Source organism: Pseudomonas sp. SWRI77 (assembly GCF_014269105.1).
GTDB classification, from domain to species: Bacteria; Pseudomonadota; Gammaproteobacteria; order Pseudomonadales; family Pseudomonadaceae; genus Aquipseudomonas; species Aquipseudomonas capeferrum.
The window spans coordinates 95,639-120,892 of sequence record NZ_JABWRV010000020.1 but is presented as its reverse complement, the minus strand read 5'-3'; the positions used below and the strand labels follow the sequence as shown (position 1 = coordinate 120,892).

The following is a 25,254-nucleotide window of genomic DNA, read 5'->3' as shown; positions in this document are numbered from 1 at the left end:
ACTGGATACGATCAACCGGCTTAGCCGCATAACCTGAACCGCCGTGTACGGAACCGTACGCACGGTGGTGTGAGAGGACGGCGGGTGTGAACCCGCCTCCTACTCGATTCTTGAACTAACCTGTCAGCATGTCCGTGACGGCTTACCGCATAGACGCAGATCAAGCAAAGCGAGGGTTGTAGCCCGTAAGCGGGTAATCACCTTGTCAGTGTGTGGATTTGTTTCTTACCATGGCGGCCAATTTTTAGTGCCACAGACATTACCTAAGTACAGGCCTGATTCAACAGGCCAAGCAAGCTGATGGGAGAGGACTGAATGAGTAATGACGGCGTCAACGCAGGCCGGCGCCGCTTCCTCGTAGCCGCGACCTCTGTGGTCGGGGCAGCGGGGGCAGTGGGGGCTGCGGTACCGTTCGTGGGGTCATGGTTTCCCAGTGCCAAGGCGAAAGCCGCAGGTGCACCGGTGAAGGTCAATATTGCCAAGGTCGAGGCCGGGCAGCAGATGGTGGCCGAGTGGCGTGGCCAACCTGTGTTCATCGTACGGCGAACGGAAGAAATTCTCGGGAACCTCAAGAAAATCACCGCAGACCTGTCCGACCCCGAGTCGAAGGCCTCGGTGCAGCCGACCTACGTCGACCCGCAGGTTCGCTCGATCAAACCGGAAATACTCATTCTCGTCGGCCTGTGTACCCACCTGGGTTGCTCGCCGACGTTCCGTCCGGAAGTGGCGCCCGCCGACCTCGGTCCGAAATGGGTGGGTGGCTATTTCTGCCCTTGCCACGGTTCACACTACGACCTGGCTGGCCGTGTCTACAAGTCGCAGCCGGCGCCTCTCAACCTGCCAGTGCCCCCGCACTCTTATGAGTCGGACGACATCATTGTCATCGGCGTCGATCAGGAGAACGCATGATGAGCAAGTTCATGGACTGGATTGATGCGCGCTTCCCCGCCACCAAGATGTGGGAAGACCACCTGAGCAAGTATTACGCGCCCAAGAACTTCAACTTCCTGTATTTCTTCGGCTCCCTGGCGTTGCTGGTGCTGGTCAATCAGATCGTGACCGGTGTGTGGCTGACCATGAGCTTCACGCCCTCGGCGGAAGAGGCCTTCGCCTCGGTCGAGTACATCATGCGTGACGTCGAATATGGCTGGATCCTGCGCTACCTGCACTCCACCGGTGCTTCGGCGTTCTTCATCGTGGTCTACCTGCACATGTTCCGCGGCCTGCTCTATGGCTCCTATCAGAAGCCGCGTGAGCTGGTCTGGCTGTTCGGCATGCTGATCTACCTGGCGTTGATGGCAGAGGCCTTCATGGGTTATCTGCTGCCGTGGGGGCAGATGTCGTACTGGGGTGCCCAGGTGATCATCTCGCTGTTCGGCGCCATCCCGGTGATCGGCGATGACCTCACCCAGTGGATTCGCGGTGACTACCTGATCTCCGGCATCACCCTGAACCGCTTCTTCGCCCTGCATGTGGTTGCCCTGCCGATCGTCATCCTTGGCCTGGTGGTGCTGCACATCCTGGCCTTGCACGAAGTGGGTTCGAACAACCCCGATGGCGTCGACATCAAGAAGAAAAAGGACGAAAACGGTATTCCGCTGGACGGTATCCCGTTCCACCCGTACTACACCGTCAAGGACATTGTCGGCGTGGTGGTGTTCCTCTTCGTGTTCTGTGCCGTGGTGTTCTTCTTCCCGGAAATGGGCGGTTACTTCCTGGAAAAACCGAACTTCGAGCAGGCGAACGCGTTCAAGACGCCGGAGCACATCGCACCGGTGTGGTACTTCACGCCGTTCTACGCGATCTTGCGTGCGGTGCCTGACAAACTGATGGGCGTAATCGCCATGGGGGCCGCGATCGCCGTGTTGTTCGTGCTGCCTTGGCTCGACCGCAGCCCGGTGCGCTCCATGCGCTACAAGGGCTGGATCAGCAAGCTCTTCCTGCTGGTGTTCTGCGTGTCCTTCGTCATCCTCGGTGTGTTGGGCGTGCTGGCGCCGACGCCTGGCCGCACCTTGCTGTCGCAGGTGTGCACGGTGTTGTACTTCGCCTACTTCCTGCTGATGCCGTTCTACACAAGGCTCGAGAAGACCAAACCGGTTCCGGAAAGGGTGACTGGCTGATGAAAAAGTTGATTGCAGTATTTTTGCTGGCCGTGATGCCTGGCTTTTCCTTCGCCGCAGAACAAGGCCTGGAGCTGGACAAGGTCGACATCGACCTGACCGACAAGGCAGCCATGCAGGATGGCGCGCGTACCTTTGCCAACTATTGCATGGGTTGCCACAGTGCCAAGTTCCAGCGCTACGAGCGGGTGGCCGACGACCTGGGTATCCCGCACGAGCTGATGCTCGAGAATCTGGTCTTCACCGGTGCCAAGATCGGCGACCACATGCAGATCGGCATGCGCCCCAACGACGCCAAGACCTGGTTCGGCGCTGCGCCGCCCGACCTGACCCTGGTTGCCCGGGTGCGTGGCACAGACTGGCTGTACACTTACCTGCGCAGCTTCTATGAGGACCCGTCGCGCCCTTATGGGGTGAACAACAAGGTGTTCCCTAACGTTGGCATGCCCAACGTGCTGGTTGGCCTACAGGGCAACCAGGTGGTTGGCTGCAAGCAGGTACAGAGCGTAGTCGATGGCAAGAAGCAGTTTGACCCGCTGACGGGCAGCCCGCTGACCCATGAAGCGTGTGACCAGCTGACCATCACGCCGAATTCCGGTACCCTGACGACCGAGCAGTTCGACGAGAAGGTCAAGAACCTGGTGACCTTCCTGGCCTATTCGGCCAACCCGGTCAAACTGGAAAGCCAGCGCATCGGTACCTACGTGTTGCTGTACCTGGCTTTCTTCTTCGTATTCGCCTATTTGCTCAAGCGTGAATACTGGAAGGACGTGCACTGATCACGCAGTAATTTCTGGTAGTTGAACGCGCCCGGGGGGCTCTGGCAGGTTTGCCAGGGTGCCCCGGGCGCGTTTTCATTTTGAGTGTTACGAGCATCCCGTACGAGGAGGCGCTACATGGGCGCAACCAACAGGTTAGCCTGCTATTCCGACCCCACTGATCACTATTCTCATCGGGTACGCCTCGTGCTTGCCGAGAAAGGCATCAGTGTGCAGATCATCGACGTCGACCCTGGCCGCCTGCCGCCCAAGCTGGTCGAGGTTAACCCCTATGCGAGCGTGCCGACCCTGGTCGACCGCGACCTGGCGTTGTATGAGTCGACCGTGGTGATGGAGTACCTCGAAGAGCGTTATCCGCATCCGCCCTTGATGCCGGTGTACCCTGTGGCGCGTGGCAACAGCCGCCTGCTCATGCATCGCATCCAGCGTGACTGGTGTGCCCTGGCCGATACGGTGCTCGACGTGCGCAACAGCGATGCTGCCCGCGCCGAAGCGCGCAAGGCGTTGCGTGAGAGTCTGACGGGGGTCTCGCCGCTGTTCGGTGAGTTCGCCTGCTTCATGAGTGATGAGCAAAGCCTGGTCGACTGTTGTCTATTGCCCATACTCTGGCGTTTGCCGGTAATGGGTATCGAATTGCCGCGGCAAGCCAAGCCGCTGCTGGATTACATGGAGCGACAGTTCGCCCGCGAGCCTTTCCTGGCGAGCCTGTCCTCCGTTGAACGTGAAATGCGCAAGCTTTAAGGAGCTGTTGATGAACTCCAGTCGCCCCTATCTGGTTCGAGCACTGTATGAGTGGATCGTCGACAACGATTGCACGCCCCATATGCTGGTCAATGCCGAGTATCCGGCAGTCCAGGTGCCTCAAGGGTTTGCCAGTGATGGTCAGATTGTCCTGAATATCTCGCCCAGTGCCGTGCGCAGCCTGCACATGGATAACGAGGCAGTGAGCTTCGAAGGCCGCTTCGGTGGTGTTGCCCACACGCTGTACGTGCCGATTGGCGCGATCCTCGGTATCTATGCCCGTGAGAACGGCCAGGGCATGGTCTTCGAGCTGGAGCCGTCGCTGATGGAAGGCGAGGAGCTTGAAGACGACGATGTCGAGCCGGATGATGATGGCCCGCCAGAAGGCGGTGGCCAGCCGCCGCGCCCGACGGGGCGGCCAAGCCTGAAAGTGGTCAAGTAACAAAAAAGGCGATCCAACCGGATCGCCTTTTTATTTGCAGCGCGCCTGCGATTACAGGTCGCTGATGGTGCGTACCTGGTCTTTGTTGATGCGGGTGCGTTTGCCGTCGAGTTGCTGGAACTCGTAGAAACCGGAGTCCTTTTCGAACTTCGGAGCGTCGACAGCCTGCATTTCACGGCCGTCGTTAAGGGTGATCAGGCTTGGGGTGGAGCAGCCAGCCAGGGTGGCGAAGGTGCCAAACAGCAGGGCAGGCAGCAGAAGCTTTTTCATGCGGTGTTTCCTGGGTATCTGGAAGGATTGGAGCAACGTTGCTGCCTGTGCCGGCCCTTCGCGGGTCAACCGCGAAGAGGTCGGTTCAGGCAGCCCGTCAATCAGTCGATGTACTCGAACAGTTTGACGATCTTCTGCACGCCCGACACGCCCTGTACCACGCCGGTGGCAGCATTGGCCTCCTGTTGGGTCACCAGGCCGAGCAGGTAGACGATACCGTTCTCGGTAATCACCTTGATGCGCGAGCTTGGCACGGCGTTGTCAGTCAGCATCTGCGTCTTGATCTTGGTGGTCAGCCAGGCGTCGTTGTTGCGCGCCAGGATGGAGGAGGGCTGCATCACCTGCAGTTCGTTGTGCACCTTCTTCACGCGCTGCACCTGGCCAGCCGTTTGCTCGGCCAGGCTCTTGAGCTCGGCGCGAGGGGTCTGGCCGGCAAGCAGGACGATGCCGTTGTAGCTGCTGACAACGATGTGCGAGCCCTTGTCGAGGTCTGGGCTGGCTTTGGAAATATTGACCGCAGCCTTGGTTTCGATCAGCGAGTCATCGATCTTGCTGCCGATGGTGCGCGTGCCGCGATCGTCCTCGATCGGCGAGTTACGGGTCGAGGTCAGCACCGAGCTGCAGCCGGTGACGCTCAGGCACAGGGTCAGGGCCATCAGGCCGAGGCGCATAGGGGTCATTCTTCACTCCCGAACAATTGGCTGTCGATCAGATCGCACAGGCAGTGGATCGCCAGCAGGTGGACTTCCTGGATACGTGCGGTGACCGTCGAAGGCACGCGGATTTCCACGTCCTCGGGCAGCAGCAGCGAAGCCATGCCGCCGCCGTCACGCCCGGTCAATGCTACGACAATCATTTCGCGATCATGTGCGGCCTGGATCGCTTGAATCACGTTGGCCGAGTTGCCGCTGGTGGAAATCGCCAGCAGCACATCGCCGGGCTGGCCCAGGGCGCGGATCTGCTTGGAAAAGACTTCGTTGTAGCTGTAGTCATTGGCGATCGAGGTCAGCGTCGAGCTGTCGGTGGTCAGTGCTATGGCCGGCAGGCTCGGGCGCTCGCGCTCGAAGCGGTTGAGCAGCTCCGACGAGAAGTGCTGGGCATCGCCGGCCGAGCCGCCGTTGCCGCAAGCGAGCATCTTGCCCTCGTTGAGAAGCGCATTGACCATGACCAGGCTGGCCTGCTCGATGTGCGGTGCCAGGATGTCCATTGCCTGTTGCTTGGTATCGATGCTGGCCTGGAACAGCCGGCGAATTCGGGATTGCATGTCCATCTGGTGACCTTAAGTGGGGCGGTGGCCGGCGCGGCGCGCAACAAAGACCAGCCCGCGAAACATAGAGCAAAAAATACGAAGTGGGTTCAGCATTCGAAGGCGTTTTTCAGCCATTGAAGCGGTCTGCCTGCATGGTGGCTGCCCTGCAGGGCGACAACGTCGAAGCGGCAGGGTTGTGCGGCCCAGCGCGGCTCCTTTTGCAGGAAAAGGCTGGCAGCCAGCACCAGCCGTTTCTGCTTGCGCCCGTCGATGCTGCCGAGGGCGCCACCGAAGCTCGCGTGCAACCGGTAGCGGACTTCGACGAATACTACTGTATCGGCGTCGAGCATGACCAGATCAAGCTCACCGCCTTTGCATCGCCAATTGCGCGTCAGCAGCCTGAGGCCTTGCCCTTGAAGGAACTCAAGGGCTTGGTTTTCGGCTGCCTGACCGGCCTGGGAGGGCGATGCGTCTGGCATCAACGGGCGGTGTCTGGCAGGCGCTTGACCTGGCCGCCAGAGAACTCGGCCCAAGGCAGCTGGCGCTCGATACGCTGGTTGGCGTTCATGCTGAGGCTGCCCGAAAGCCCTTGTACGCGGTTGTCCGGCAGGGCTTTCAGTTGGCCCAGGCGCGGTGCCAGGCTGTAGGCATCCACGCCCATGGCGTACAGGCGGCCGAGGCTGCCGGCGGCTTGCGGCCATTGCTGCACCACCTGCTGGCGCAGGCTGTTGCTGGTGTCGAGCAGCCACGGTGTTTCGCAGAAGCGGATGCCGTTCATGTCGTTGTACTGGTTGACGTCACCGCTGGCGCTGTACAGGTTCGAGGTGGCATAGACCGGTACGTCGCCGGCGTACTGGAAGTTCAGGGTCGGCTTGATCTGCTGGGCCTGTTGCGGCGTCGAGGCGAGGAAGATGAAGTCGATGTCCTGACGGCGCGATGGCTGCGCGGCGATGTTGCCGCCCACGGTGCTCTGCAGGCTCTTGGCGCGGCCTTCGCTCTGGCGCAGCTGGAACAGGTCGGCAATCTGCTGGGCCAGGGCGACGGGCTGCGCGATGCGTTCGGCGGCGAGCAGGGTGCCGCCGTTGCTTTCCCAGTCTTTGCGGAAGGCGGCGAGCACACGGTCACCCCACTCGCCGCTCGGTACCAGCGCGACGGCGCGGACCATGCCGTCGGCGCGGGCGCGACGTGAGACTTCGCGGGCTTCATCCTCGGCAGCGAGGCCGAACTGGAAGAGCTGCGGCGGGGCTGTCTGGCCGGCGTCTGCGTAGTTCAGGGCAAGCGTGGTGATTGGCAGTTGCGCATTGGCAGCGAGCTTTTTCACCAGGGGTTTTTCCAGTGGGCCGACTACCAGTTGCACGCCATCGGCCTGGGCCTGGCGGTAGAAGTCGTCAACCGAGGTGATGCGGGAGCTGTCGTATACCTGCACGGCGGGGGCCGGCTGGCCAGACTGCTGAGCCTGGAAGTGGGCGGCCATGAAGCCATCACGCAGTGCGCGTGCGACGCCTGCCAATGGGCCTTCCTGGGGCAGCAGCAGGGCAATCTTGGTCAATGGCTGGCTGGCCAGCTCCTTGAGCTTGGCCAGCGCCACCGGCAGTTGCTGGGCGGCAGGGTGGTCCGGGTGCTGCTGGCGCCAGGTGTCGATGGCGGCTTGCTGTTGCTCCAGGGTGCCGGCGGTTTTCACGGCCAGGGCCAGGCTGGTCCAGCCGGCGAGTACCGGGTCGTTGGCTGGCTGCTGCAGCTGTTCTGACGGCAGCGCGGCGACCAGCGCCCAGATCGAGTCGTTGTTGGCGCTGGCGGCCTGGCCGCTGAGCAGCGGGGCAAGCAGCACGCGCTGCTGGGCTGCGGCCAGGGCCTGGCCGTCGGCTTCGAGGGCGGCGGCGTGGACGCTGTAGGTGCGTACCTGCTGTTCTGCCGGCAGCTCGGCGACACGCTGCAGGCTAGGGTGCGACAGGGCGGTGAGGGCCGCCTTGGGCTGGTTGCGGCTCATGGCCAGCTCGGCGCCAAGGGTGCTGGCGAACACTTGCTGTGCGGGCTTGAGCGTGTCCATCGGGACCTGCTCGAGAATGCGTGCGGCGCGCGGGTAGTCCTTCTGCTTGTACGCCAGGTCTGCGGCGCTCAGGCGCAGCAGGGCGGCATCTTCCGCAGACTTGCTGGAGGCGGCCTTTTCGAGCAGTTGCTCGATGCTGGCGTCCGGGGTGCGTGGCAGCTCGCCCAGGCTGGATGAGGGCGAGCTGGCGCAGGCTGCCAGCAGGGTAGCGAGGCAGAGGGCTGAGAGCAGCCGCAGGCAAGCGATCATGTAAAGGTCCTGTTACTCGATCAAGTTGGCCGGCAATTGTACCCAAGCACTGGCCGGGGCGCGATCTTGCTGATGCTGATCCTTCACTATAGGTCGCTGGCCGATGAACGCCTGCGAAGTTCTTTGCGCCCTGTTACGGGCGGTCGGGCTACAATGGCGCCTTTGATCCGAAAGACAGGTGTGCGCAGTGACTGATGTGGCAGGGGCTTCGAAATCCACCGTGGGTACGCTGTATGTGGTCGCAACGCCCATCGGCAACCTCGACGACATGAGCGCCAGGGCGCTGAAGGTGCTGGCGGATGTCGCCCTGATCGCGGCCGAGGACACGCGCCACTCGATCCGTCTGCTGCAGCATTTCGGTATCGACACGCCGCTGGCGGCGTGCCATGAGCACAACGAGCGCGACGAGGGCGGTCGGTTCCTGACCCGGTTGTTGGCCGGCGACAATGTCGCGCTGGTTTCCGACGCCGGCACACCGTTGATTTCCGACCCTGGCTACCACCTGGTGCGTCAGGCGCGGGCGGCGGGGGTGAGTGTGGTGCCGGTACCGGGTGCATGCGCGCTGATTGCCGCGCTGTCGGCGGCGGGCCTGCCCTCTGACCGTTTCATCTTCGAAGGCTTTTTGCCAGCCAAGATGGCGGGGCGCCGTGCGCGGCTGGAGCAGGTCAAGGAAGAGCCACGCACGCTGATCTTCTACGAGGCCCCTCACCGTATCCTCGAGTGCCTGGAGGACATGGAGGCGGTGTTCGGTGGCGGGCGCCCGGCGCTGCTGGCGCGCGAGCTGACCAAAACCTTCGAGACCCTCAAGGGCTTGCCGTTGGCCGAGCTGCGGGCGTTTGTCGCGGGCGACAGCAATCAGCAGCGCGGGGAATGCGTGGTGCTGGTCGGTGGCTGGAGCGCGCCCGAGGGCGAGCAGGCGATCAGTACCGAAGCGCAGCGGGTGCTGGACTTGCTGTTGGCGGAGTTGCCGCTCAAACGGGCGGCGGCACTTGCGGCGGAAATTACCGGTGTACGCAAGAACCTGTTGTATCAACTTGCCCTGGAAAAACAGAAAGCAGAGTAGTGGCCATTTGATATAGTTTGCGGTATCGCTTGTTCTTGACCGCGTGTACCGTTAATCTTGTCGGCGGAGAGTCGATCGGACAGTCGCTGCCTGTTTTTGTTCCGCAGCTTTTGTTGCGAAACAGCAGGGGGAGGAAAGTCCGGGCTCCATAGGGCAGAGTGCCAGGTAACGCCTGGGAGGCGCGAGCCTACGGAAAGTGCCACAGAAAATAACCGCCTAAGCACTTCGGTGCCGGTAAGGGTGAAAAGGTGCGGTAAGAGCGCACCGCACGGCTGGCAACAGTTCGTGGCTAGGTAAACCCCACTCGGAGCAAGACCAAATAGGGTTCCATTAGGCGTGGCCCGCGTCGGAACCGGGTAGGTTGCTAGAGGCGTCCAGTGATGGCCGTCGTAGAGGAATGACTGTCCTCGACAAAACCCGGCTTACAGATCGACTCTCCACCTCTCCCTCCCTGCTTGAATCGATAGCAGGCGCACTCTGGTAATACCGAAAAAATCTTACTCTTAATAAATCACTTTAACTTCGAACTCCATTCGCTTGCGTGGGTTTGATTTTTCTCGTGTTTTTTTCCTCCCTGAAGTCCTTCCACATTCCTTTATCGCGCTAAATCTCGGTCCTGTAAGGCTTTTCCTTATGAACGTGCCTTGACGGTGCGGCGGGCGGATTCCTATAGTGTGCGCAAGTGGCAGAAAGTGGGATGAAGTGGGTTTTCTGGCACAAAAAAGCTACCATTGTGGGGAATCGCAGCCGTGTTCCGCGGAGCCAATGCCGTCAGCCTCGATGCCAAAGGCCGTCTCGCCATGCCGAGCCGGTACCGCGACGAGCTCGATTCGCGTTGCAATGGCCAGCTGATCGTGACCATCGACGCTGTAGACCCCTGCTTGTGTGTTTACCCCCTCGATGAGTGGGAACAGATAGAAGCCAAGTTGCGTGCCTTGCCGTCATTGCGTGAGGAAAACCGCCGCCTGCAGCGTTTGCTGATCGGCAATGCGGTTGACCTGGAGCTCGATGGCAGTGGGCGCTTCCTGGTTCCGCCCCGTTTGCGTGAGTACGCCAAGCTCGACAAGAAGGCGATGCTGGTGGGGCAACTGAACAAATTCCAGCTGTGGGATGAAGATGCCTGGAACACGGTTTCGGCAGCCGACCTTGCAGCTATTCAACAACCGGGCGCCATGCCCGACGAATTGCGTGACCTGATCCTGTGACCATAGATAGCGGCTTCAACCACATTACCGTCCTGCTCGACGAAGCTGTCGAGGCATTGGCCCTGCGCGCCGACGGTTGCTATCTGGACGGTACCTTCGGCCGGGGCGGACACAGCCGTCTGATTCTCAGCAAGCTTGGGCCGCAAGGGCGGCTGCTGGGCTTCGACAAAGACCCACAAGCGATTGCCACAGGGCAAGCGCTGGCGGCCGAAGACGGCCGCTTTGTCATTGTGCAGCGCAGCTTTGCCGAGCTCGGCGCGGAAGTGGCTGAGCGCGGCATGGCCGGCAAGGTCAGCGGTGTGCTGCTCGACCTGGGGGTATCTTCGCCGCAGTTGGATGACCCAGAGCGTGGCTTCAGCTTCCTCAATGACGGCCCGCTGGACATGCGCATGAACCCCGGTATCGGGGTCAGCGCCGCCGAGTTCATCGCCAGCGCGCCGGTCGAGGAAATCGCCCGCGTGTTCAAGGAATACGGCGAGGAGCGTTTTTCCGGGCGTATGGCGCGTGCCGTGGTGGAACGTCGCGAAAAGCAGCCGTTCACCCGTACCGCCGACCTTGCCGAAGTGCTCAAGGTCGCCAACCCGGCCTGGGAGAAGGGCAAGAACCCCGCCACCCGCGCCTTCCAGGGCCTGCGCATCCACGTCAACAACGAACTGGGTGACCTCGAAACCGGCCTTGACGCGGCGCTCGAGTCGCTGGAAGTTGGCGGCCGCCTGGTCGTTATCAGCTTCCACTCGCTCGAAGACCGCATCGTCAAGCTGTTCATGCGCAAGCTGGTCAAGGGCGAGGCAGACAACCTGCCGCGCAACCTGCCGGTACAGCACAAGGCCTTCGAACCCAAGATCAAGCTCATCGGCAAGGCGCAGTTCGCTTCCGAGGCCGAGCTCAAGGCCAACCCGCGGTCGCGCAGCGCCGTGATGCGGGTGGCGGAGAAGCTGCGGTGAGCAGGCTGTTTGCCAAGCCATTGCCAGGCGGAAGCTTCCTGATGCTTCTGCTGTTCGTCGGTGTTCTGGTTTCGGCCATCGCCGTGTCTTACAGCGCCCACTGGAACCGTCAGTTGCTCAACACCCTGTACGGCGAGTTGAGCGAGCGCGACAAGGCGCAGGCCGAGTGGGGGCGTCTGATCCTTGAACAGAGCACCTGGACGGCGTCCAGCCGCATCGAGAGCCTGGCGTCCGAGCAGCTGAAAATGCGCGTGCCCGCAGCCGACGAAGTGCGGATGGTGGCGCCATGATGAAGCTCGAAGGCGCACTCTACCCCTGGCGCTTCCGGGTGGTGATCGGCTTGCTGGCGTTGATGGTCGGTGCCATCTGCTGGCGCATCATCGACCTGCAGGTGGTCGACCGTGACTTCCTCAAGGGGCAGGGCGATGCGCGCAGCCTGCGCCATATTCCCATCCCGGCGCACCGTGGCCTGATCACTGACCGCAACGGTGAGCCGCTGGCGGTCAGCACCCCGGTTACCACCTTGTGGGCCAACCCCAAGGAAATGCAGGCGTCCAAAGAACGCTGGCCGCAACTGGCAGCCGCCCTTGGGCAGAACCCCCAGCAACTGACCGAGCGCCTGACCCAGCAGGCCAGCAAAGAATTCATCTACCTGGTCCGCGGCCTGACCCCGGAGCAGGGCCAGCATGTGCTCGACCTGAAAGTGCCGGGTGTCTATGGCCTGGAAGAGTTCCGCCGCTTCTATCCCGCCGGTGATGTCACCGCGCACATGGTCGGCTTCACCGACCTCGATGACCACGGGCGTGAAGGGGTAGAGCTGGCCTATGACGAATGGCTGGCCGGCGTGCCCGGCAAGCGACAGGTGATCAAGGACCGGCGTGGCCGGCTGATCAAGGACATTCAGGTAACCAAAAACGCCAAGGCCGGTAAGACCTTGGCGTTGTCGATAGACCTGCGCCTGCAATACCTGGCCACCCGTGAGCTGCGCAACGCCATCGCCGAACAGGAAGCCAAGGCCGGCAGCCTGGTGATCATGGACGTCAAGACTGGCGAAGTGCTGGCCATGGTCAACCAGCCGACCTACAACCCGAACAACCGCCGCAGCATGTTCCCTGCCGCGATGCGCAACCGGGCGATCATCGACGTGTTCGAACCCGGCTCGACCGTGAAGCCGATTTCCATGAGCGCGGCGCTGCAGAGCGGGCGCTGGAAGATCACCGACAAGGTCGAGGTCTACCCGGGCAGCCTGCAGATCGGTCGCTACACGATCAAGGACGTTTCCCGCAGCGAGGGCCCGATCCTCGACCTGACCGGCATCCTGATCAACTCCAGTAACGTCGGCATGAGCAAGATCGCCTTCGATATCGGCGGCGAGGCCATCTACCGGGTCATGTCCCAGGTCGGCCTGGGGCAATACACTGGCCTGGGCTTCCCGGGCGAGCGGGTGGGCAACCTGCCTAACCACCGTGAGTGGCGCAAGGCCGAGACCGCGACCCTGTCCTACGGCTATGGCGTGTCGGTTACTGCGTTGCAATTGGTGCATGCCTACGCGGCGCTGGCCAACGACGGCAAGATGGTGCCGCTGTCGATCCTCAAGGTGGACAAGGCACCCGAGGCCGTTCAGGCGATTCCGAAAGAAACTGCCGAAACCGTCCAGGGCATGCTGCAGCAAGTGATCGAGGCGCCGCGCGGGGTGTTCCGTGCCCAGGTGCCGTTCTATCACGTGGGTGGCAAGTCGGGTACGGCGCGTAAGGCGACCGTTGGCTCCAAGGGCTACACCGAGAACGCCTACCGCTCGCTGTTCGCAGGCTTCGGCCCGATGAGCGACCCGCGTTACGCGATCGTCGTAGTCATCGACGAACCGAGCAAGGGCGGCTACTTCGGTGGCCTGGTATCGGCGCCTGTGTTCAGCAAGGTCATGTCGGGCACCTTGCGTTTGATGAACGTGCCGCCAGACAACCTGCCGCCGCCAGCAACCGCACAACCACAAGTCAATGCAGCAGACGCCAAGGGAGGGCGTGGATGATGACAATGCCACTGAGCAAGCTTTTCGCCCACGCCAGCCGCGATCCGCTGATCCGCGAGCTGACCCTGGACAGCCGTGCCGTGCGCCCGGGTGATCTGTTCCTGGCTGTGCCGGGTGCCAAGGTCGATGGCCGTGACCATATCGCCGACGCACTGGCCCGTGGCGCCGCCGCGGTAGCCTATGAAGAGCAGGGCGCGACCGTGTTGCCGATCACCGAGATGCCGCTGATTCCGGTCAAGGGGCTGATCGCCCAGCTGTCGGATATCGCCGGTCGCTTCTATGGCGAGCCAAGCCGTCAGTTGAACCTGGTCGGGGTGACCGGCACCAACGGCAAGACCAGTGTCACGCAACTGGTGGCCCAGGCGCTTGATGTGCTGGGCCAGCGTTGCGGCCTGATCGGCACGTTGGGTACCGGTTTCTATGGTGAGCTGCAGAGCGGCCGCCTGACCACGCCAGACCCGATCGCGGTGCAGTCGACGCTGTACGACCTGAAAAAGGGCGGCGCCAAGGCCGTGGCGATGGAGGTGTCCTCGCATGCCTTGGAGCAGGGGCGTGTCGCTGCGCTGGAATTCGATATCGCGGTAATGACCAACCTGTCCCGCGATCACCTGGATTACCACGGCAGCATGGAGGCCTATGAGGCCGCCAAGGCCAAGCTGTTCGCCTGGCGCAGCCTGCGTTGCCAGGTGGTCAACCTGGATGACGACTTTGGTCGCCGCCTGGCGGCGGCCTATGCCCGTCGTCCGAGTACCGATCATATCGAGACCCGGCTGCTCAGCTATAGCCTGGAGAATCCGGAGGCTTCGTTGTATTGCCGTGAAGCCACGTTCGATGACGATGGCGTGCGCGCAATCCTCGTGAGCGCCCAGGGTGAGCGCACCTTGCGCAGCCAACTGCTTGGCCGTTTCAACCTGAGCAACATGCTCGCGGCAGTGGCAACGCTGCTGGCACTGGATTATTCGCTGGACGAAATCCTCAAGGTCACCCCCCAGTTGCAAGGGCCGGTTGGCCGCATGCAGCGCCTGGGTGGCGGCGACAAACCGCTGGTGGTGGTCGACTACGCCCACACGCCGGATGCCTTGGAAAAAGTACTCGAGGCCCTGCGCCCGCACGCACACGGCAAGTTGCTGTGCCTGTTCGGCTGCGGTGGCGACCGTGACCGTGGCAAGCGCCCGCTGATGGCCGAAGTGGCCGAGCGCCTGGCTGACCGCGTGCTGGTCACCGATGACAACCCGCGCAGCGAAGACCCGCTGCGGATCTTCGACGATATCCGCCCTGGCTTTGCCAAGCCGGAGCACGTCGAGTTCGTCGCTGGCCGCGGCGAAGCCATTGCCCACTTGATCGCCACTGCCGCCGCCGATGACGTTATCGTCCTGGCCGGCAAGGGCCATGAGGATTACCAGGAGATCCGTGGCGAGCGCCACGATTTCTCCGATCTGGTCGAAGCCGAGAAGGCACTTGCAGCCTGGGAGGCTCCACATGCTTAAGCCCATGACACTCAGTCAGCTGACCACGGCGCTGAGTGCTCGCGTGGTGGGTGCCGACGCCAGCTTCGGCGGCGTCAGCATCGACAGCCGCAGCGTCAGTGCCGGGCAACTGTTCGTCGCCCTGACAGGCCCGCGTTTCGATGGCCACGATTACCTGGCCGATGTAAAGGAAAAAGGTGCCGTAGCGGCGCTGGTCGAGCGTGAAGTGGCCGATGTCGACCTGCCGCAGCTGCTGGTCAAGGACTGCCGTGTCGCGCTGGGGCAACTGGGTGCCTTGAATCGCGCCGCGTTCGACAAGCCGGTCGTGGCCATCACCGGTTCCAGCGGCAAGACCACGGTCAAGGAGATGCTGGCCAGCATCCTGCGTACCCGTGGCCTGGTGCATGCCACCCGTGGTAACCTGAACAATGACCTCGGTGCCCCGCTGACCCTGCTGGAAATCGCCCCGGAGCACAGCGCTGCGGTGATCGAGCTGGGCGCTTCGCGCATTGGCGAGATCCGCTACACCGTCGGCCTGACCCAGCCGCACGTGGTGGTCATCAATAACGCCGGTACTGCCCATGTCGGCGAGTTCGGCGGCCCGGAGAAAATCGTCGAGGCCAAGGGCGAGATCCTCGAAGGCCTGGGCGAGGGCGGCACGGCCATCCTCAATCTGGACGACAAGGCTTTTGCCATCTGGAAGGCGCGTGCCGGTGCGCACAGGGTCATCAGTTTCGCCCGCAACGATGGCCGCGCCGACTTCTACGCCACTGGCATCGACCGCGATGCGCGTGGCTGTCCGTCCTTCACGCTGCATGGCGCCGGGGACTCGGTTGCGGTGCAACTCAACGTCCTGGGCGAGCACAACGTCAGCAACGCATTGGCCGCGGCGGCGGCTGCCCACGCCGTCGGTCTGAGCCTGAGCGGCATTGCCGCTGGCCTGAATGCCGTGCAACCGGTCAAGGGCCGCACCGTGGCGCAGATCGCGCCGAACGGTGTGCGGGTAATCGACGACAGTTACAACGCAAATCCCACCTCGATGTGCGCGGCCATTGATATACTCGCCGGCTTTTCCGGACGCACCGTCCTGGTGCTTGGGGATATCGGCGAATTGGGTCAATGGGCGGAGGAAGGCCACCGTCAGGTGGGTGACTATGCGCGTGGCAAGGTCGATGCCCTGTACGCTGTGGGTTCCAACATGACATACGCGGTCAAGGCGTTCGGCGCCAATGGCCGTCATTTCGCTACTCAAGCTGAGCTGATCGACGCGGTTCGCGCCGAAAATGCCAGTGACACCACTATCTTGATCAAGGGCTCGCGCAGCGCTGCGATGGAAAACGTCGTGGCGGCATTGTGCGGTGCCAGCGGGGAGAAACATTAATGCTGCTGCTGTTGGCTGAGTATCTGCAACAGTTCCATAAAGGCTTCGCGGTCTTCCAGTACCTGTCCCTGCGCGGGATTCTCGGTGTACTGACTGCGTTGTCGCTGGCGCTGTGGCTGGGCCCGTGGATGATCCGTACCCTGCAGATTCGCCAGATCGGTCAGGCCGTCCGTAATGACGGCCCGCAATCGCACTTGTCCAAATCCGGCACCCCGACCATGGGCGGCGCGCTGATCCTGTCGGCCATCGCGATCAGCACCCTGCTGTGGGCCGACCTGTCCAACCGCTACGTGTGGGTCGTGCTGATCGTCACCCTGGCGTTTGGCGCCATCGGTTGGGTCGACGACTACCGCAAGGTGATCGAGAAGAACTCCCGTGGCTTGCCTAGCCGCTGGAAGTACTTCTGGCAGTCGGTGTTCGGCCTGGCTGCGGCGATCTTCCTTTACAAGACCGCCCCGACCAGCGTCGAGACCACGCTGATCGTGCCGTTCATCAAGGATGTCACCATTCCGCTGGGCATCGGCTTCGTCGTCCTGACCTACTTCGTGATCGTCGGTTCGAGCAACGCGGTCAACCTCACCGACGGCCTCGACGGCCTGGCCATCATGCCAACGGTCATGGTGGGCGGTGCCCTGGGCATCTTCTGCTACCTGTCGGGCAACGTGAAGTTCGCCGAATACCTGCTGATCCCGTATGTGCCGGGTTCGGGCGAGCTGATCGTGTTCTGCGGCGCGCTGATCGGTGCGGGCCTGGGCTTCCTGTGGTTCAACACTTACCCGGCCCAGGTCTTCATGGGCGACGTCGGTGCCCTGGCGCTGGGCGCCGCACTGGGCACCATCGCGGTGATCGTCCGCCAGGAAATCGTACTGTTCATCATGGGTGGCGTATTCGTCATGGAAACCCTGTCGGTGGTGATCCAGGTCGCCTCCTTCAAGTTGACCGGCAAGCGCGTGTTCCGCATGGCGCCGATTCACCACCACTTTGAACTCAAGGGCTGGCCTGAGCCACGGGTGATCGTCCGTTTCTGGATCATCACCGTGATTCTGGTGCTGGTCGGCCTTGCAACCCTGAAACTGAGGTAGATGAGCGTGTCACTGATCGCTTCCGACCAATTCCGCATCGTTGTCGGCCTCGGCAAGAGCGGCATGTCCCTGGTTCGCTTCCTGGCGAGCCGGGGCATTGCCTTTGCGGTCGCCGACACCCGCGAGCAACCGCCGGAACTGGACACCCTGCGCCGTGATTACCCGCAGGTGGAAGTGCGCTGTGGCGAGCTGGACGTGGACTTCCTCTGCCGCGCCAACGAACTGTACGTGAGCCCGGGCCTGGCATTGTCCACCCCGGCGCTGCAGCAGGCCGCGGCGCGCGGTGTGGCCCTGTCGGGTGACATCGAGCTGTTCGCCCGCCATGCCAAGGCGCCGATCATCGCCATCAGCGGCTCCAACGCCAAAAGCACCGTCACCACCCTGGTCGGGGAAATGGCTGCCAAGGCGGGCAAGCGTGTGGCCGTGGGCGGCAACCTCGGTACGCCGGCCCTCGACTTGCTCGGGGATGAGGTGGAGCTGTATGTGCTGGAGTTGTCCAGCTTCCAGCTGGAAACCACTGACCAGCTCAATGCCGAAGTGGCCACCGTGCTGAACGTCAGCGAAGACCACATGGACCGCTACAGCGGCCTGCCGGCCTATCACCTGGCCAAGCATCGGATCTTCCGGGGCGCCCACCAGGTGGTGGTGAACCGCCAGGACGCCCTGAGCCGGCCATTGCCGGTGGAAGGCCGGCCGTGCTGGAGCTTTGGTCTGAACCCGCCCGACTTCAAGGCCTTTGGCCTGCGCGAGGTCGATGGCGAGAAGTACCTGGCCTTCGAATTCCAGAACCTGATGCCGGTTCGCGAACTGAAAGTGCGTGGCGCGCACAACCAGAGCAACGCCCTCGCGGCCCTGGCCCTCGGCCATGCGGCCGGCTTGCCGTTTGCGCCGATGATCGAAGCCCTGCGTGAATTTGGCGGCCTGGCCCATCGTTGCCAGTGGGTTCGCGAGCGCAATGGCGTCAACTGGTACGACGATTCCAAGGCCACCAACGTGGGGGCCGCGCTGGCCGCCATCGAAGGCCTGGGCGCGGACATCACCGGCAAGCTGGTGCTGATTGCCGGCGGCGACGGCAAAGGTGCCGATTTCGCAGCGCTGCGTGCACCGGTGGCGCGCTTCTGCCGTGCAGTGGTGCTGCTGGGCCGTGATGCCGAGCGCCTGGCCGAAGCACTGGGTGAGGGTGTGCAGCAGGTCCGGGTCAAGACCCTGGATGAGGCCGTCGAGCAGTGCGCCGCCTTGGCTCAGCCGGGCGATGCGGTGCTGTTGTCGCCAGCCTGCGCCAGCCTCGACATGTTCAAGAACTTTGAAGAACGCGGGCGGCTGTTCGCCCAAGCGGCGGGAGGGCTGGCATGATCCTGGGCATCTTCAAGCCGTACCCGTCGCCGCTGATCAGCGGCCGTGGCATCGACCTCGACTTCGCGATGCTCGCCGGTTGCCTGGCATTGCTGGGCCTGGGCCTGGTGATGATCACCTCGGCCTCTTCGGAAGTGGCTGCGGTGCAGTCGGGCAACCCGCTTTACCACATGTTCCGCCACCTGGTGTACGTGGCCATCGGCCTGTTCGCCTGCGGCGCCACCATGCTGGTACCGATCGCTACCTGGCAGCGCATGGGCTTCATGATGCTGCTGGGCGCCTTCGGCTTGCTGGTGCTGGTGCTGGTGCCCGGCATCGGCCGCGAAGTGAACGGTTCCATGCGCTGGATCGGCTTCAGCTTCTTCAACGTCCAGCCTTCGGAAATTGCCAAGGTCTTCGTGGTCATCTACCTGGCCGGCTACCTGGTGCGCCGGCAGACCGAGGTGCGCGAGAGCTGGATGGGCTTCTTCAAACCGTTCATCGTGCTGCTGCCAATGGCCGGCCTGCTGCTGATGGAGCCAGACTTCGGCGCCACCGTGGTGATGATGGGCGCTGCGGCGGCCATGCTGTTTCTCGGCGGTGTGGGGTTGTTCCGCTTCAGCCTGATGGTGGTGCTGGCGGTGGTCGCGGTGTTTGTCCTGGTGCAGGCGCAGCCGTATCGAATGGCGCGCCTGATCACCTTTACCGACCCCTGGTCCGACCAGTTCGGTTCGGGCTACCAGCTGACCCAGGCGCTGATTGCCTTTGGTCGCGGTGAGTGGCTGGGCGTTGGCTTGGGCAACAGCGTGCAGAAGCAGTTCTACCTGCCCGAGGCGCACACCGACTTCGTGTTCTCGGTGCTGGCCGAAGAGCTCGGCGTGGTCGGCTCGCTGGTCACCATCGCGCTGTTCGTCTTCGTCACCGTGCGTGCTCTTTACATCGGCTTGTGGGCCGAAAAAGCCAAGCAGTTCTTTGCCGCCTACATGGCGTTCGGCCTGGCCTTCCTGTGGATCGGCCAGTTCCTGATCAACATCGGGGTGAACGTCGGCCTGCTGCCGACCAAGGGCCTGACCTTGCCGTTCCTCAGCTACGGGGGCAGCTCGCTGGTGATCTGCTGTGCCTGCGTGGGGTTGCTGCTGCGTATCGAGTGGGAGAGCCGCACGCACCTGGGCAGCGAGGAACATGAATTCAATGAAAGCGATTTTGCCGAGGAGACCAGTCATGGCCGCTGACGGCAAGAACGTACTGATCATGGCAGGCGGCACCGGGGGCCACGTGTTCCCGGCCCTGGCCTGCGCTCGCGAGTTCCAGGCACGCGGTTACAGCGTGCACTGGCTGGGCACGCCGAAAGGCATCGAGAACGAACTGGTGCCCCAGGCCGGCCTGCCGTTGCACCTGATCCAGGTCAGCGGCCTGCGCGGCAAGGGCAAGCTGTCGTTGCTCAAGGCGCCGTTCACCCTGGTCAAGGCCGTGCTGCAGGCACGGCGCATCATTCGTCAGCTCAAGCCGGTGTGTGTGCTGGGCTTCGGCGGCTATGTGACCGGGCCCGGCGGTGTGGCCGCGCGGCTGTGCGGTGTGCCGCTGGTGATCCACGAGCAGAACGCCCGTGCGGGTACCGCCAATCGGCTGCTGGTGCCACTCTCGGCGCGGGTCTGCGAAGCTTTCCCGGGCACGTTCCAGGCCAATGACAAGCTGCGTACCACCGGCAATCCGGTACGCACAGAGTTGTTCATGGATGCACAACGTGCGCCCCTTTCCGAGCGCCGTGCTCGCCTGTTGGTAATGGGCGGCAGCCTGGGTGCGGAACCATTGAACAAATTGTTGCCTAAGGCCCTGTCCGAAGTGTCTGCGGCGCTGCGGCCAGAGGTGTTCCACCAGGCTGGCAAGCAACACGCGCCGATCACCGCCGAGCGTTATCACGAGGTCGGCGTCGAGGCTCAGGTAGAGCCTTTCATCACGGACATGGCCCAAGCCTATGGCTGGGCCGACATGGTGGTATGCCGGGCCGGTGCCCTGACCGTCAGCGAACTCGCGGCGGCGGGCCTGCCTTCGATGCTGGTGCCGTTGCCCCATGCGATCGACGACCACCAGACCTACAACGCCCAATATCTGGCTCGGGAGGGCGCGGCCTTCCTGATGCCACAAGCGACAACTGGCGCAGCGCAGCTCGCTGAACGCCTGAACGAGGTGCTGATGCAACCCGAGAAACTCAATACCATGGCTGGCACCGCACGGCGCCTGGCCAAACCTGCTGCAACCAGCACCGTGGTCGATATCTGCCTGGAGGTGGCCCATGGTTGAAAGCCAGAAAGCCATTCCCCAGCCGAAGATGGGCCGTATCCGCCGTATTCACTTCGTCGGTATCGGCGGCGTCGGTATGTGCGGCATCGCCGAAGTGCTGCTGAACCTGGGCTATGAAGTGTCCGGCTCCGACCTCAAGGCGTCGCCGGTCACCGAGCGCCTGGAGTCGTTTGGCGCCGAGATCTTCGTCGGCCACCGTGCCGAGAACGCAGTCGCCGCCGATGTGCTGGTAGTGTCCAGCGCGATCAACCCGGCCAACCCGGAAGTCGCCACCGCCCTCGAGCGGCGTATTCCGGTGGTGCCGCGTGCCGAGATGCTTGCCGAGCTGATGCGCTACCGCCACGGCGTTGCGGTCGCCGGTACCCACGGCAAGACCACCACCACCAGCCTGCTGGCCTCGGTGTTCGCCGCCGGTGGCCTGGACCCGACCTTCGTCATCGGTGGGCGCCTGACCGCGGCCGGCACCAATGCCCAGCTCGGCACCAGCCGCTACCTGATCGCCGAAGCGGACGAGAGCGACGCCAGCTTCCTGCACCTGCAGCCGATGGTCGCCGTGGTCACCAACATCGATGCCGACCACATGGCGACCTACGAAGGCGACTTCAACAAACTGAAGAAAACCTTCGTCGAGTTCCTGCACAACCTGCCGTTCTACGGTTTGGCGGTGATGTGCCTGGACGACCCGGTGGTGCGCGAGATCCTGCCGCAGGTCAAACGCCCGACGGTCACCTACGGCTTCAGCGAAGAGGCGGATATCCGCGCCATCAACGTGCGCCAGCAGGGCATGCAGACGCACTTCACCGTGCTGCGCCGTGACTGCGAGCCGCTGGAGGTGTCGGTGAACATGCCCGGCAACCACAACGTGCTCAATGCCCTGGCAACCATTGCCATCGCCACGGACGAAGGCATCAGCGACGAGGCCATCGTCCAGGGGCTGTCCGGCTTCCAGGGTGTCGGCCGACGCTTCCAGGTCTACGGCGAGCTGCCGGTCGACGGTGGCAGCGTGATGCTGGTCGACGACTATGGCCACCACCCGACCGAAGTCGCCGCAGTCATCAAGGCCGTGCGCGGTGGCTGGCCGAGCCGTCGCCTGGTCATCGTCTACCAGCCGCACCGTTACAGCCGCACCCGCGACCTGTACGACGACTTCGTGCAGGTACTGGGCGACGCCAACGTGTTGCTGTTGATGGAAGTCTACCCGGCCGGCGAAGAGCCGATCCCCGGGGCGGACAGCCGTCAGCTGTGCCACAGCATCCGTCAGCGCGGCAAGCTGGACCCGATCTACATCGAGCGTGGCGCCGAGCTCGCCCCGCTGGTGCAGCCACTGCTGCGCGCGGGCGACATCCTGCTTTGCCAGGGCGCCGGTGATGTCGGTGGCCTTGCCCCGCAATTGATGAAAAGCCCGCTGTTCGCTGGCGCCAAGCAGGAGAAGTCGAAATGACCAGCGCCTACGACACACTGCACTCGACCCTGGACGTCAAGGCGTTCGGCCGCGTCGCGGTGCTCTACGGCGGCAAGAGCGCCGAGCGTGAAGTCTCGCTCAAGTCCGGCGCCGCCGTGATCGAAGCCTTGACCAGCGCCGGTGTCGACGTCGTCGCCATCGATGTGGGCGACGACCTGCTCGACCGCCTGCAACGCGAGAAGATCGACCGCGCGTTCATCATCCTCCACGGCCGTGGCGGTGAGGACGGCAGCATGCAGGGCCTGCTCGAGTGCCTGGGCATCCCTTACACCGGCAGCGGTATCCTCGCTTCGGCCCTGGCCATGGACAAGCTGCGCACCAAGCAGGTGTGGCAGAGCCTGGGTATTCCGACCCCGCGCCACGCGGTTTTGGCCAGCGAAAGCGATTGTGTGGTGGCCAGTACGGAACTGGGCTTCCCGCTTATCGTCAAACCTGCCCATGAAGGCTCTAGCATCGGCATGGCCAAGGTGAACAGCGAGCAGGAATTGATCGCCGCCTGGCAGGACGCCGCCAAATACGATTCCCAGGTTCTGGTCGAGCAGTGGATCCACGGCCCGGAGTTCACCATTGCGGTGCTGCGTGGCCAGGTGCTGCCGCCGATCGCCCTGGGTACGCCGCACGTGTTCTACGACTACGACGCCAAGTACATCGCCAACGATACCCAGTACCGCATTCCGTGCGGCCTGGACAGCGTCAAGGAACAGGAACTGATCGACCTGACCGCGCGCGCCTGCGATGCCATTGGCATCGAAGGCTGGGGGCGGTTGGATGTGATGCAGGACGAGCAGGGCCAGTTCTGGCTGCTCGAAGTCAACACCGCACCCGGCATGACTGATCATAGCCTGGTGCCCATGGCGGCCCGCGCGGCCGGCCTGGACTTCCAGCAACTGGTGCTGGCGATCCTGGCTGCCAGCGTCGAGACGCGAGGTTAACAGCCATGCAAGGCGCGATGTTACGTCATCAGCAACCCGCCACCGGCCGTAGCAAGCCGGTGCCGCGCGGTGCCAGCCGAATGGTGGCCAACGAGCCCATGTCGGCGCGCCTGCCCAAGGCCAACTTCAGTGGACTCAAGCGCCTGCTCTGGCCGGTGCTGCTGGTCGCGGCAGGCTTCGGCGCCTATGAAGGCGCCATTCGCCTGATGCCTTATGCCGACCGGCCGATCACCCGGATCGCCGTGCAGGGCGACCTCAGCTACATCAGCCAGCAGGCGGTGCAGCAGCGTATCGCCCCGTTCATGGCGGCGAGCTTCTTCAGCGTCGACCTGCCGGCGATGCGTGCGGAGCTCGAGCAGATGCCGTGGATCGCCCATGCCGAGGTACGGCGCGTGTGGCCGGACGAGGTGGTGATTCGCCTGGAAGAACAGCTGCCAGTGGCGCGCTGGGGTGACGAGGCCTTGCTCAACAACCAGGGCCAGGCCTTCACCCCGCGCGAACTGGCCAACTATGAGCACCTGCCGCAGCTGTTCGGGCCGCAGCGTGCTCAGCAGCAAGTCATGCAGCAGTATCAGGTTTTGAGCCAGATGCTGCGCCCCATGGGCTTTTCCATCGCTCGCCTGGAGCTTCGCGAGCGCGGCAGCTGGTTCCTGACTACCGGTGCGGGCAGCACCGGCCCAGGCATCGAATTGCTACTGGGGCGCGACCATCTGGTGGAGAAGATGCGCCGTTTCATTGCCATTTACGACAAGACGCTTAAAGAGCAGATCACCAACATCGCCCGCATCGATCTGCGATACGCCAACGGACTTGCCGTTGGTTGGCGGGAACCGATTGCACCGACGACGGCCCAACCCGCCGTTGCGAAGAATTAGAGAGAGGCAGGACCATGGCAAACGCGCATAGCGGCAAAATGATCGTCGGGCTGGACATTGGCACCTCCAAGGTGGTGGCGCTGGTGGGCGAAGTGGGCGAAGACGGCACCCTGGAGATTGTCGGGATCGGCACCCATCCGTCCCGCGGCCTGAAAAAAGGCGTGGTGGTGAACATCGAGTCGACCGTGCAGTCGATCCAGCGCGCGGTGGAAGAAGCGCAGCTGATGGCCGGCTGCCGTATCCACTCGGCGTTCGTCGGCGTGGCAGGCAACCACATTCGCAGCCTGAACTCCCACGGCATTGTCGCCATCCGCGACCGTGAGGTCAGTGTTGCCGACCTCGAGCGCGTGCTCGACGCCGCCCAGGCCGTGGCCATTCCAGCTGACCAGCGCGTACTGCACACCCTGCCGCAGGACTACGTCATCGACAACCAGGAAGGCGTGCGCGAGCCACTGGGCATGTCCGGCGTGCGCCTGGAAGCCAAGGTCCACGTGGTCACCTGTGCGGTCAACGCGGCGCAGAACATCGAGAAGTGTGTGCGCCGTTGCGGCCTGGAAATCGACGACATCATCCTCGAGCAACTGGCGTCGGCCTACTCGGTGCTGACCGACGACGAAAAAGAGCTCGGCGTGTGCCTGGTGGACATCGGCGGTGGCACCACCGATATCGCCATCTTCACCGAAGGTGCGATCCGTCACACCGCAGTCATCCCGATTGCCGGCGACCAGGTCACCAACGACATCGCCATGGCCCTGCGTACACCGACCCAGTACGCCGAGGAAATCAAGATCCGCTACGCCTGCGCCCTGGCCAAGCTGGCCGGCGCCGGCGAAACCATCAAGGTGCCGAGCGTGGGTGACCGGCCACCGCGCGAGCTGTCGCGCCAGGCCCTGGCCGAGGTGGTGGAGCCGCGTTACGACGAGCTCTTCACCCTGATCCAGGCCGAACTGCGCCGCAGCGGCTACGAGGATTTGGTGCCGGCCGGCATCGTCCTCACCGGCGGCACCGCGAAAATGGAAGGCGCCGTGGAACTGGCCGAAGAAATCTTCCACATGCCGGTACGCCTGGGCGTACCGCACAGCGTTCGGGGGCTGAGCGACGTGGTGCGCAACCCGATCTATTCCACCGGCGTGGGCCTGCTCACCTACGGCCTGCTCAAGCAGTCCGAGGACTTGATCCTGACCGGTAACAGCAACAGCAGCAGCAACAGCTATGGCGATGAACCGAAGGCTCCAGTGCTTGAGCGATTCAAGCGCTGGGTCCAGGGCAATTTCTAAGTTTCAAAGCA

25 protein-coding genes and 1 other RNA gene are annotated in these 25,254 nt (G+C 63.2%); 21 read left to right on the top strand and 5 right to left on the bottom strand.

Going from position 1 to position 25,254, the window contains the following annotated elements; translation table 11 throughout:
* Positions 1-315: 315 nt before the first annotated feature.
* The 5 genes from petA to HU766_RS19010 all read left to right on the top strand — a co-directional run bounded on the left by petA (position 316) and on the right by HU766_RS19010 (position 4,082).
* The gene (petA, locus tag HU766_RS19030; protein WP_027593998.1) at positions 316-909 is read left to right on the top strand and encodes a ubiquinol-cytochrome c reductase iron-sulfur subunit; all 594 of its coding nucleotides are present in this window, start codon (positions 316-318) and stop codon (positions 907-909) included.
* Positions 909-2,120, top strand: a complete 1,212-nt coding sequence (locus HU766_RS19025) for a cytochrome bc complex cytochrome b subunit (RefSeq protein ID WP_033702849.1) — start codon at positions 909-911, stop codon at positions 2,118-2,120. Before petA ends, HU766_RS19025 begins: the two co-directional genes overlap by 1 nt.
* On the top strand, positions 2,120-2,899 hold the full coding sequence (locus HU766_RS19020; protein ID WP_186659712.1) for a cytochrome c1: 780 nt from the start codon (positions 2,120-2,122) through the stop codon (positions 2,897-2,899). The genes HU766_RS19025 and HU766_RS19020 overlap by 1 nt, the downstream gene beginning before the upstream one ends.
* Positions 2,900-3,016: 117 nt before the next feature.
* A complete protein-coding gene (locus HU766_RS19015) occupies positions 3,017-3,640 on the top strand; it encodes a glutathione S-transferase N-terminal domain-containing protein (RefSeq protein ID WP_047582668.1) in 624 nt (207 codons plus the stop codon).
* Between the two features lie 10 nt (positions 3,641-3,650).
* Positions 3,651-4,082: a ClpXP protease specificity-enhancing factor gene (locus tag HU766_RS19010; RefSeq protein ID WP_033702846.1), complete on the top strand. Its 432-nt coding sequence runs from the start codon at positions 3,651-3,653 to the stop codon at positions 4,080-4,082.
* A 51-nt stretch (positions 4,083-4,133) separates the two neighbouring features.
* On the opposite strand, the gene HU766_RS19005 is transcribed toward HU766_RS19010, so the two are convergent.
* The 5 genes from HU766_RS19005 to HU766_RS18985 form a co-directional block, all read right to left on the bottom strand.
* Positions 4,134-4,352, bottom strand: coding sequence for a YgdI/YgdR family lipoprotein (locus tag HU766_RS19005; RefSeq protein WP_047582670.1), 219 nt, complete (start codon positions 4,350-4,352; stop codon positions 4,134-4,136).
* A 101-nt stretch (positions 4,353-4,453) separates the two neighbouring features.
* Positions 4,454-5,032, bottom strand: coding sequence for a BON domain-containing protein (locus tag HU766_RS19000; protein ID WP_186659710.1), 579 nt, complete (start codon positions 5,030-5,032; stop codon positions 4,454-4,456).
* On the bottom strand, positions 5,029-5,622 hold the full coding sequence (locus tag HU766_RS18995; protein ID WP_012274070.1) for a phosphoheptose isomerase: 594 nt from the start codon (positions 5,620-5,622) through the stop codon (positions 5,029-5,031). Before HU766_RS18995 ends, HU766_RS19000 begins: the two co-directional genes overlap by 4 nt.
* 86 nt (positions 5,623-5,708) lie before the next feature.
* Entirely contained in the window at positions 5,709-6,080 is a 372-nt protein-coding gene (locus HU766_RS18990) for a YraN family protein (protein ID WP_033702843.1), read from the bottom strand.
* Positions 6,080-7,897 carry a penicillin-binding protein activator gene (locus tag HU766_RS18985; protein ID WP_186659708.1) on the bottom strand — a complete coding sequence of 606 codons (1,818 nt, stop codon included), beginning with the start codon at positions 7,895-7,897 and terminating at the stop codon, positions 6,080-6,082. The genes HU766_RS18990 and HU766_RS18985 overlap by 1 nt, the downstream gene beginning before the upstream one ends.
* A 187-nt stretch (positions 7,898-8,084) precedes the next feature.
* Here HU766_RS18985 and rsmI point away from each other — a divergent pair, with 187 nt between their 5' ends.
* From rsmI to ftsA, 16 genes are all read left to right on the top strand, one after another.
* On the top strand, positions 8,085-8,960 hold the full coding sequence (gene rsmI / locus HU766_RS18980) for a 16S rRNA (cytidine(1402)-2'-O)-methyltransferase (protein ID WP_186659706.1): 876 nt from the start codon (positions 8,085-8,087) through the stop codon (positions 8,958-8,960).
* A 67-nt stretch (positions 8,961-9,027) separates the two neighbouring features.
* Positions 9,028-9,401, top strand: an RNA gene (gene rnpB / locus HU766_RS18975) — RNase P RNA component class A.
* 308 nt (positions 9,402-9,709) lie between these two features.
* Positions 9,710-10,165: a division/cell wall cluster transcriptional repressor MraZ gene (gene mraZ / locus HU766_RS18970; protein WP_019439042.1), complete on the top strand. Its 456-nt coding sequence runs from the start codon at positions 9,710-9,712 to the stop codon at positions 10,163-10,165.
* A 2-nt stretch (positions 10,166-10,167) separates the two neighbouring features.
* Positions 10,168-11,109, top strand: a complete 942-nt coding sequence (gene rsmH, locus HU766_RS18965) for a 16S rRNA (cytosine(1402)-N(4))-methyltransferase RsmH (RefSeq protein WP_177326487.1) — start codon at positions 10,168-10,170, stop codon at positions 11,107-11,109.
* Positions 11,106-11,399 carry a cell division protein FtsL gene (gene ftsL, locus HU766_RS18960; protein ID WP_033702839.1) on the top strand — a complete coding sequence of 98 codons (294 nt, stop codon included), beginning with the start codon at positions 11,106-11,108 and terminating at the stop codon, positions 11,397-11,399. Before rsmH ends, ftsL begins: the two co-directional genes overlap by 4 nt.
* On the top strand, positions 11,399-13,135 hold the full coding sequence (locus tag HU766_RS18955; protein WP_162181164.1) for a penicillin-binding protein 2: 1,737 nt from the start codon (positions 11,399-11,401) through the stop codon (positions 13,133-13,135). Before ftsL ends, HU766_RS18955 begins: the two co-directional genes overlap by 1 nt.
* Positions 13,132-14,622, top strand: coding sequence for a UDP-N-acetylmuramoyl-L-alanyl-D-glutamate--2,6-diaminopimelate ligase (locus HU766_RS18950; RefSeq protein WP_186659704.1), 1,491 nt, complete (start codon positions 13,132-13,134; stop codon positions 14,620-14,622). The genes HU766_RS18955 and HU766_RS18950 overlap by 4 nt, the downstream gene beginning before the upstream one ends.
* Entirely contained in the window at positions 14,615-15,982 is a 1,368-nt protein-coding gene (murF, locus tag HU766_RS18945) for a UDP-N-acetylmuramoyl-tripeptide--D-alanyl-D-alanine ligase (RefSeq protein ID WP_186659703.1), read from the top strand. The genes HU766_RS18950 and murF overlap by 8 nt, the downstream gene beginning before the upstream one ends.
* Complete coding sequence (gene mraY, locus HU766_RS18940) at positions 15,982-17,064, top strand: phospho-N-acetylmuramoyl-pentapeptide-transferase (protein WP_033702836.1); 1,083 nt, start codon at positions 15,982-15,984, stop codon at positions 17,062-17,064. Before murF ends, mraY begins: the two co-directional genes overlap by 1 nt.
* Before the next feature lie 6 nt (positions 17,065-17,070).
* Entirely contained in the window at positions 17,071-18,417 is a 1,347-nt protein-coding gene (gene murD, locus HU766_RS18935) for a UDP-N-acetylmuramoyl-L-alanine--D-glutamate ligase (RefSeq protein ID WP_186659701.1), read from the top strand.
* Positions 18,417-19,628: a putative lipid II flippase FtsW gene (gene ftsW, locus HU766_RS18930; protein WP_177326488.1), complete on the top strand. Its 1,212-nt coding sequence runs from the start codon at positions 18,417-18,419 to the stop codon at positions 19,626-19,628. Before murD ends, ftsW begins: the two co-directional genes overlap by 1 nt.
* The gene (gene murG, locus HU766_RS18925; protein WP_033702834.1) at positions 19,618-20,697 is read left to right on the top strand and encodes an undecaprenyldiphospho-muramoylpentapeptide beta-N-acetylglucosaminyltransferase; all 1,080 of its coding nucleotides are present in this window, start codon (positions 19,618-19,620) and stop codon (positions 20,695-20,697) included. Before ftsW ends, murG begins: the two co-directional genes overlap by 11 nt.
* Positions 20,690-22,138 (top strand): UDP-N-acetylmuramate--L-alanine ligase, encoded by a 1,449-nt coding sequence (gene murC, locus HU766_RS18920; protein ID WP_033702833.1) that lies wholly within the window; start codon positions 20,690-20,692, stop codon positions 22,136-22,138. Before murG ends, murC begins: the two co-directional genes overlap by 8 nt.
* Entirely contained in the window at positions 22,135-23,091 is a 957-nt protein-coding gene (locus HU766_RS18915; protein WP_186659699.1) for a D-alanine--D-alanine ligase, read from the top strand. The genes murC and HU766_RS18915 overlap by 4 nt, the downstream gene beginning before the upstream one ends.
* Before the next feature lie 5 nt (positions 23,092-23,096).
* On the top strand, positions 23,097-23,966 hold the full coding sequence (locus HU766_RS18910) for a cell division protein FtsQ/DivIB (protein ID WP_033702831.1): 870 nt from the start codon (positions 23,097-23,099) through the stop codon (positions 23,964-23,966).
* A gap of 14 nt (positions 23,967-23,980) precedes the next feature.
* Complete coding sequence (ftsA, locus tag HU766_RS18905; RefSeq protein WP_033702830.1) at positions 23,981-25,243, top strand: cell division protein FtsA; 1,263 nt, start codon at positions 23,981-23,983, stop codon at positions 25,241-25,243.
* Positions 25,244-25,254: the final 11 nt, after the last annotated feature.

Excerpts from the sequence above, each read along its gene's own strand:
- petA (WP_027593998.1), top strand. The coding sequence starts at position 316 with ATGAGTAATGACGGCGTCAACGCAGGCCGGCGCCGCTTCCTCGTAGCC.
- HU766_RS19025 (WP_033702849.1), top strand. The coding sequence starts at position 909 with ATGAGCAAGTTCATGGACTGGATTGATGCGCGCTTCCCCGCCACCAAG.
- HU766_RS19020 (WP_186659712.1), top strand. The coding sequence starts at position 2,120 with ATGAAAAAGTTGATTGCAGTATTTTTGCTGGCCGTGATGCCTGGCTTT.
- HU766_RS19015 (WP_047582668.1), top strand. The coding sequence starts at position 3,017 with ATGGGCGCAACCAACAGGTTAGCCTGCTATTCCGACCCCACTGATCAC.
- HU766_RS19010 (WP_033702846.1), top strand. The coding sequence starts at position 3,651 with ATGAACTCCAGTCGCCCCTATCTGGTTCGAGCACTGTATGAGTGGATC.
- HU766_RS19005 (WP_047582670.1), bottom strand. The coding sequence starts at position 4,352 with ATGAAAAAGCTTCTGCTGCCTGCCCTGCTGTTTGGCACCTTCGCCACC.
- HU766_RS19000 (WP_186659710.1), bottom strand. The coding sequence starts at position 5,032 with ATGACCCCTATGCGCCTCGGCCTGATGGCCCTGACCCTGTGCCTGAGC.
- HU766_RS18995 (WP_012274070.1), bottom strand. The coding sequence starts at position 5,622 with ATGGACATGCAATCCCGAATTCGCCGGCTGTTCCAGGCCAGCATCGAT.
- HU766_RS18990 (WP_033702843.1), bottom strand. The coding sequence starts at position 6,080 with ATGCCAGACGCATCGCCCTCCCAGGCCGGTCAGGCAGCCGAAAACCAA.
- HU766_RS18985 (WP_186659708.1), bottom strand. The coding sequence starts at position 7,897 with ATGATCGCTTGCCTGCGGCTGCTCTCAGCCCTCTGCCTCGCTACCCTG.
- HU766_RS18955 (WP_162181164.1), top strand. The coding sequence starts at position 11,399 with ATGAAGCTCGAAGGCGCACTCTACCCCTGGCGCTTCCGGGTGGTGATC.
- HU766_RS18950 (WP_186659704.1), top strand. The coding sequence starts at position 13,132 with ATGATGACAATGCCACTGAGCAAGCTTTTCGCCCACGCCAGCCGCGAT.
- murF (WP_186659703.1), top strand. The coding sequence starts at position 14,615 with ATGCTTAAGCCCATGACACTCAGTCAGCTGACCACGGCGCTGAGTGCT.
- mraY (WP_033702836.1), top strand. The coding sequence starts at position 15,982 with ATGCTGCTGCTGTTGGCTGAGTATCTGCAACAGTTCCATAAAGGCTTC.
- murG (WP_033702834.1), top strand. The coding sequence starts at position 19,618 with ATGGCCGCTGACGGCAAGAACGTACTGATCATGGCAGGCGGCACCGGG.
- murC (WP_033702833.1), top strand. The coding sequence starts at position 20,690 with ATGGTTGAAAGCCAGAAAGCCATTCCCCAGCCGAAGATGGGCCGTATC.
- HU766_RS18915 (WP_186659699.1), top strand. The coding sequence starts at position 22,135 with ATGACCAGCGCCTACGACACACTGCACTCGACCCTGGACGTCAAGGCG.
- HU766_RS18910 (WP_033702831.1), top strand. The coding sequence starts at position 23,097 with ATGCAAGGCGCGATGTTACGTCATCAGCAACCCGCCACCGGCCGTAGC.
- ftsA (WP_033702830.1), top strand. The coding sequence starts at position 23,981 with ATGGCAAACGCGCATAGCGGCAAAATGATCGTCGGGCTGGACATTGGC.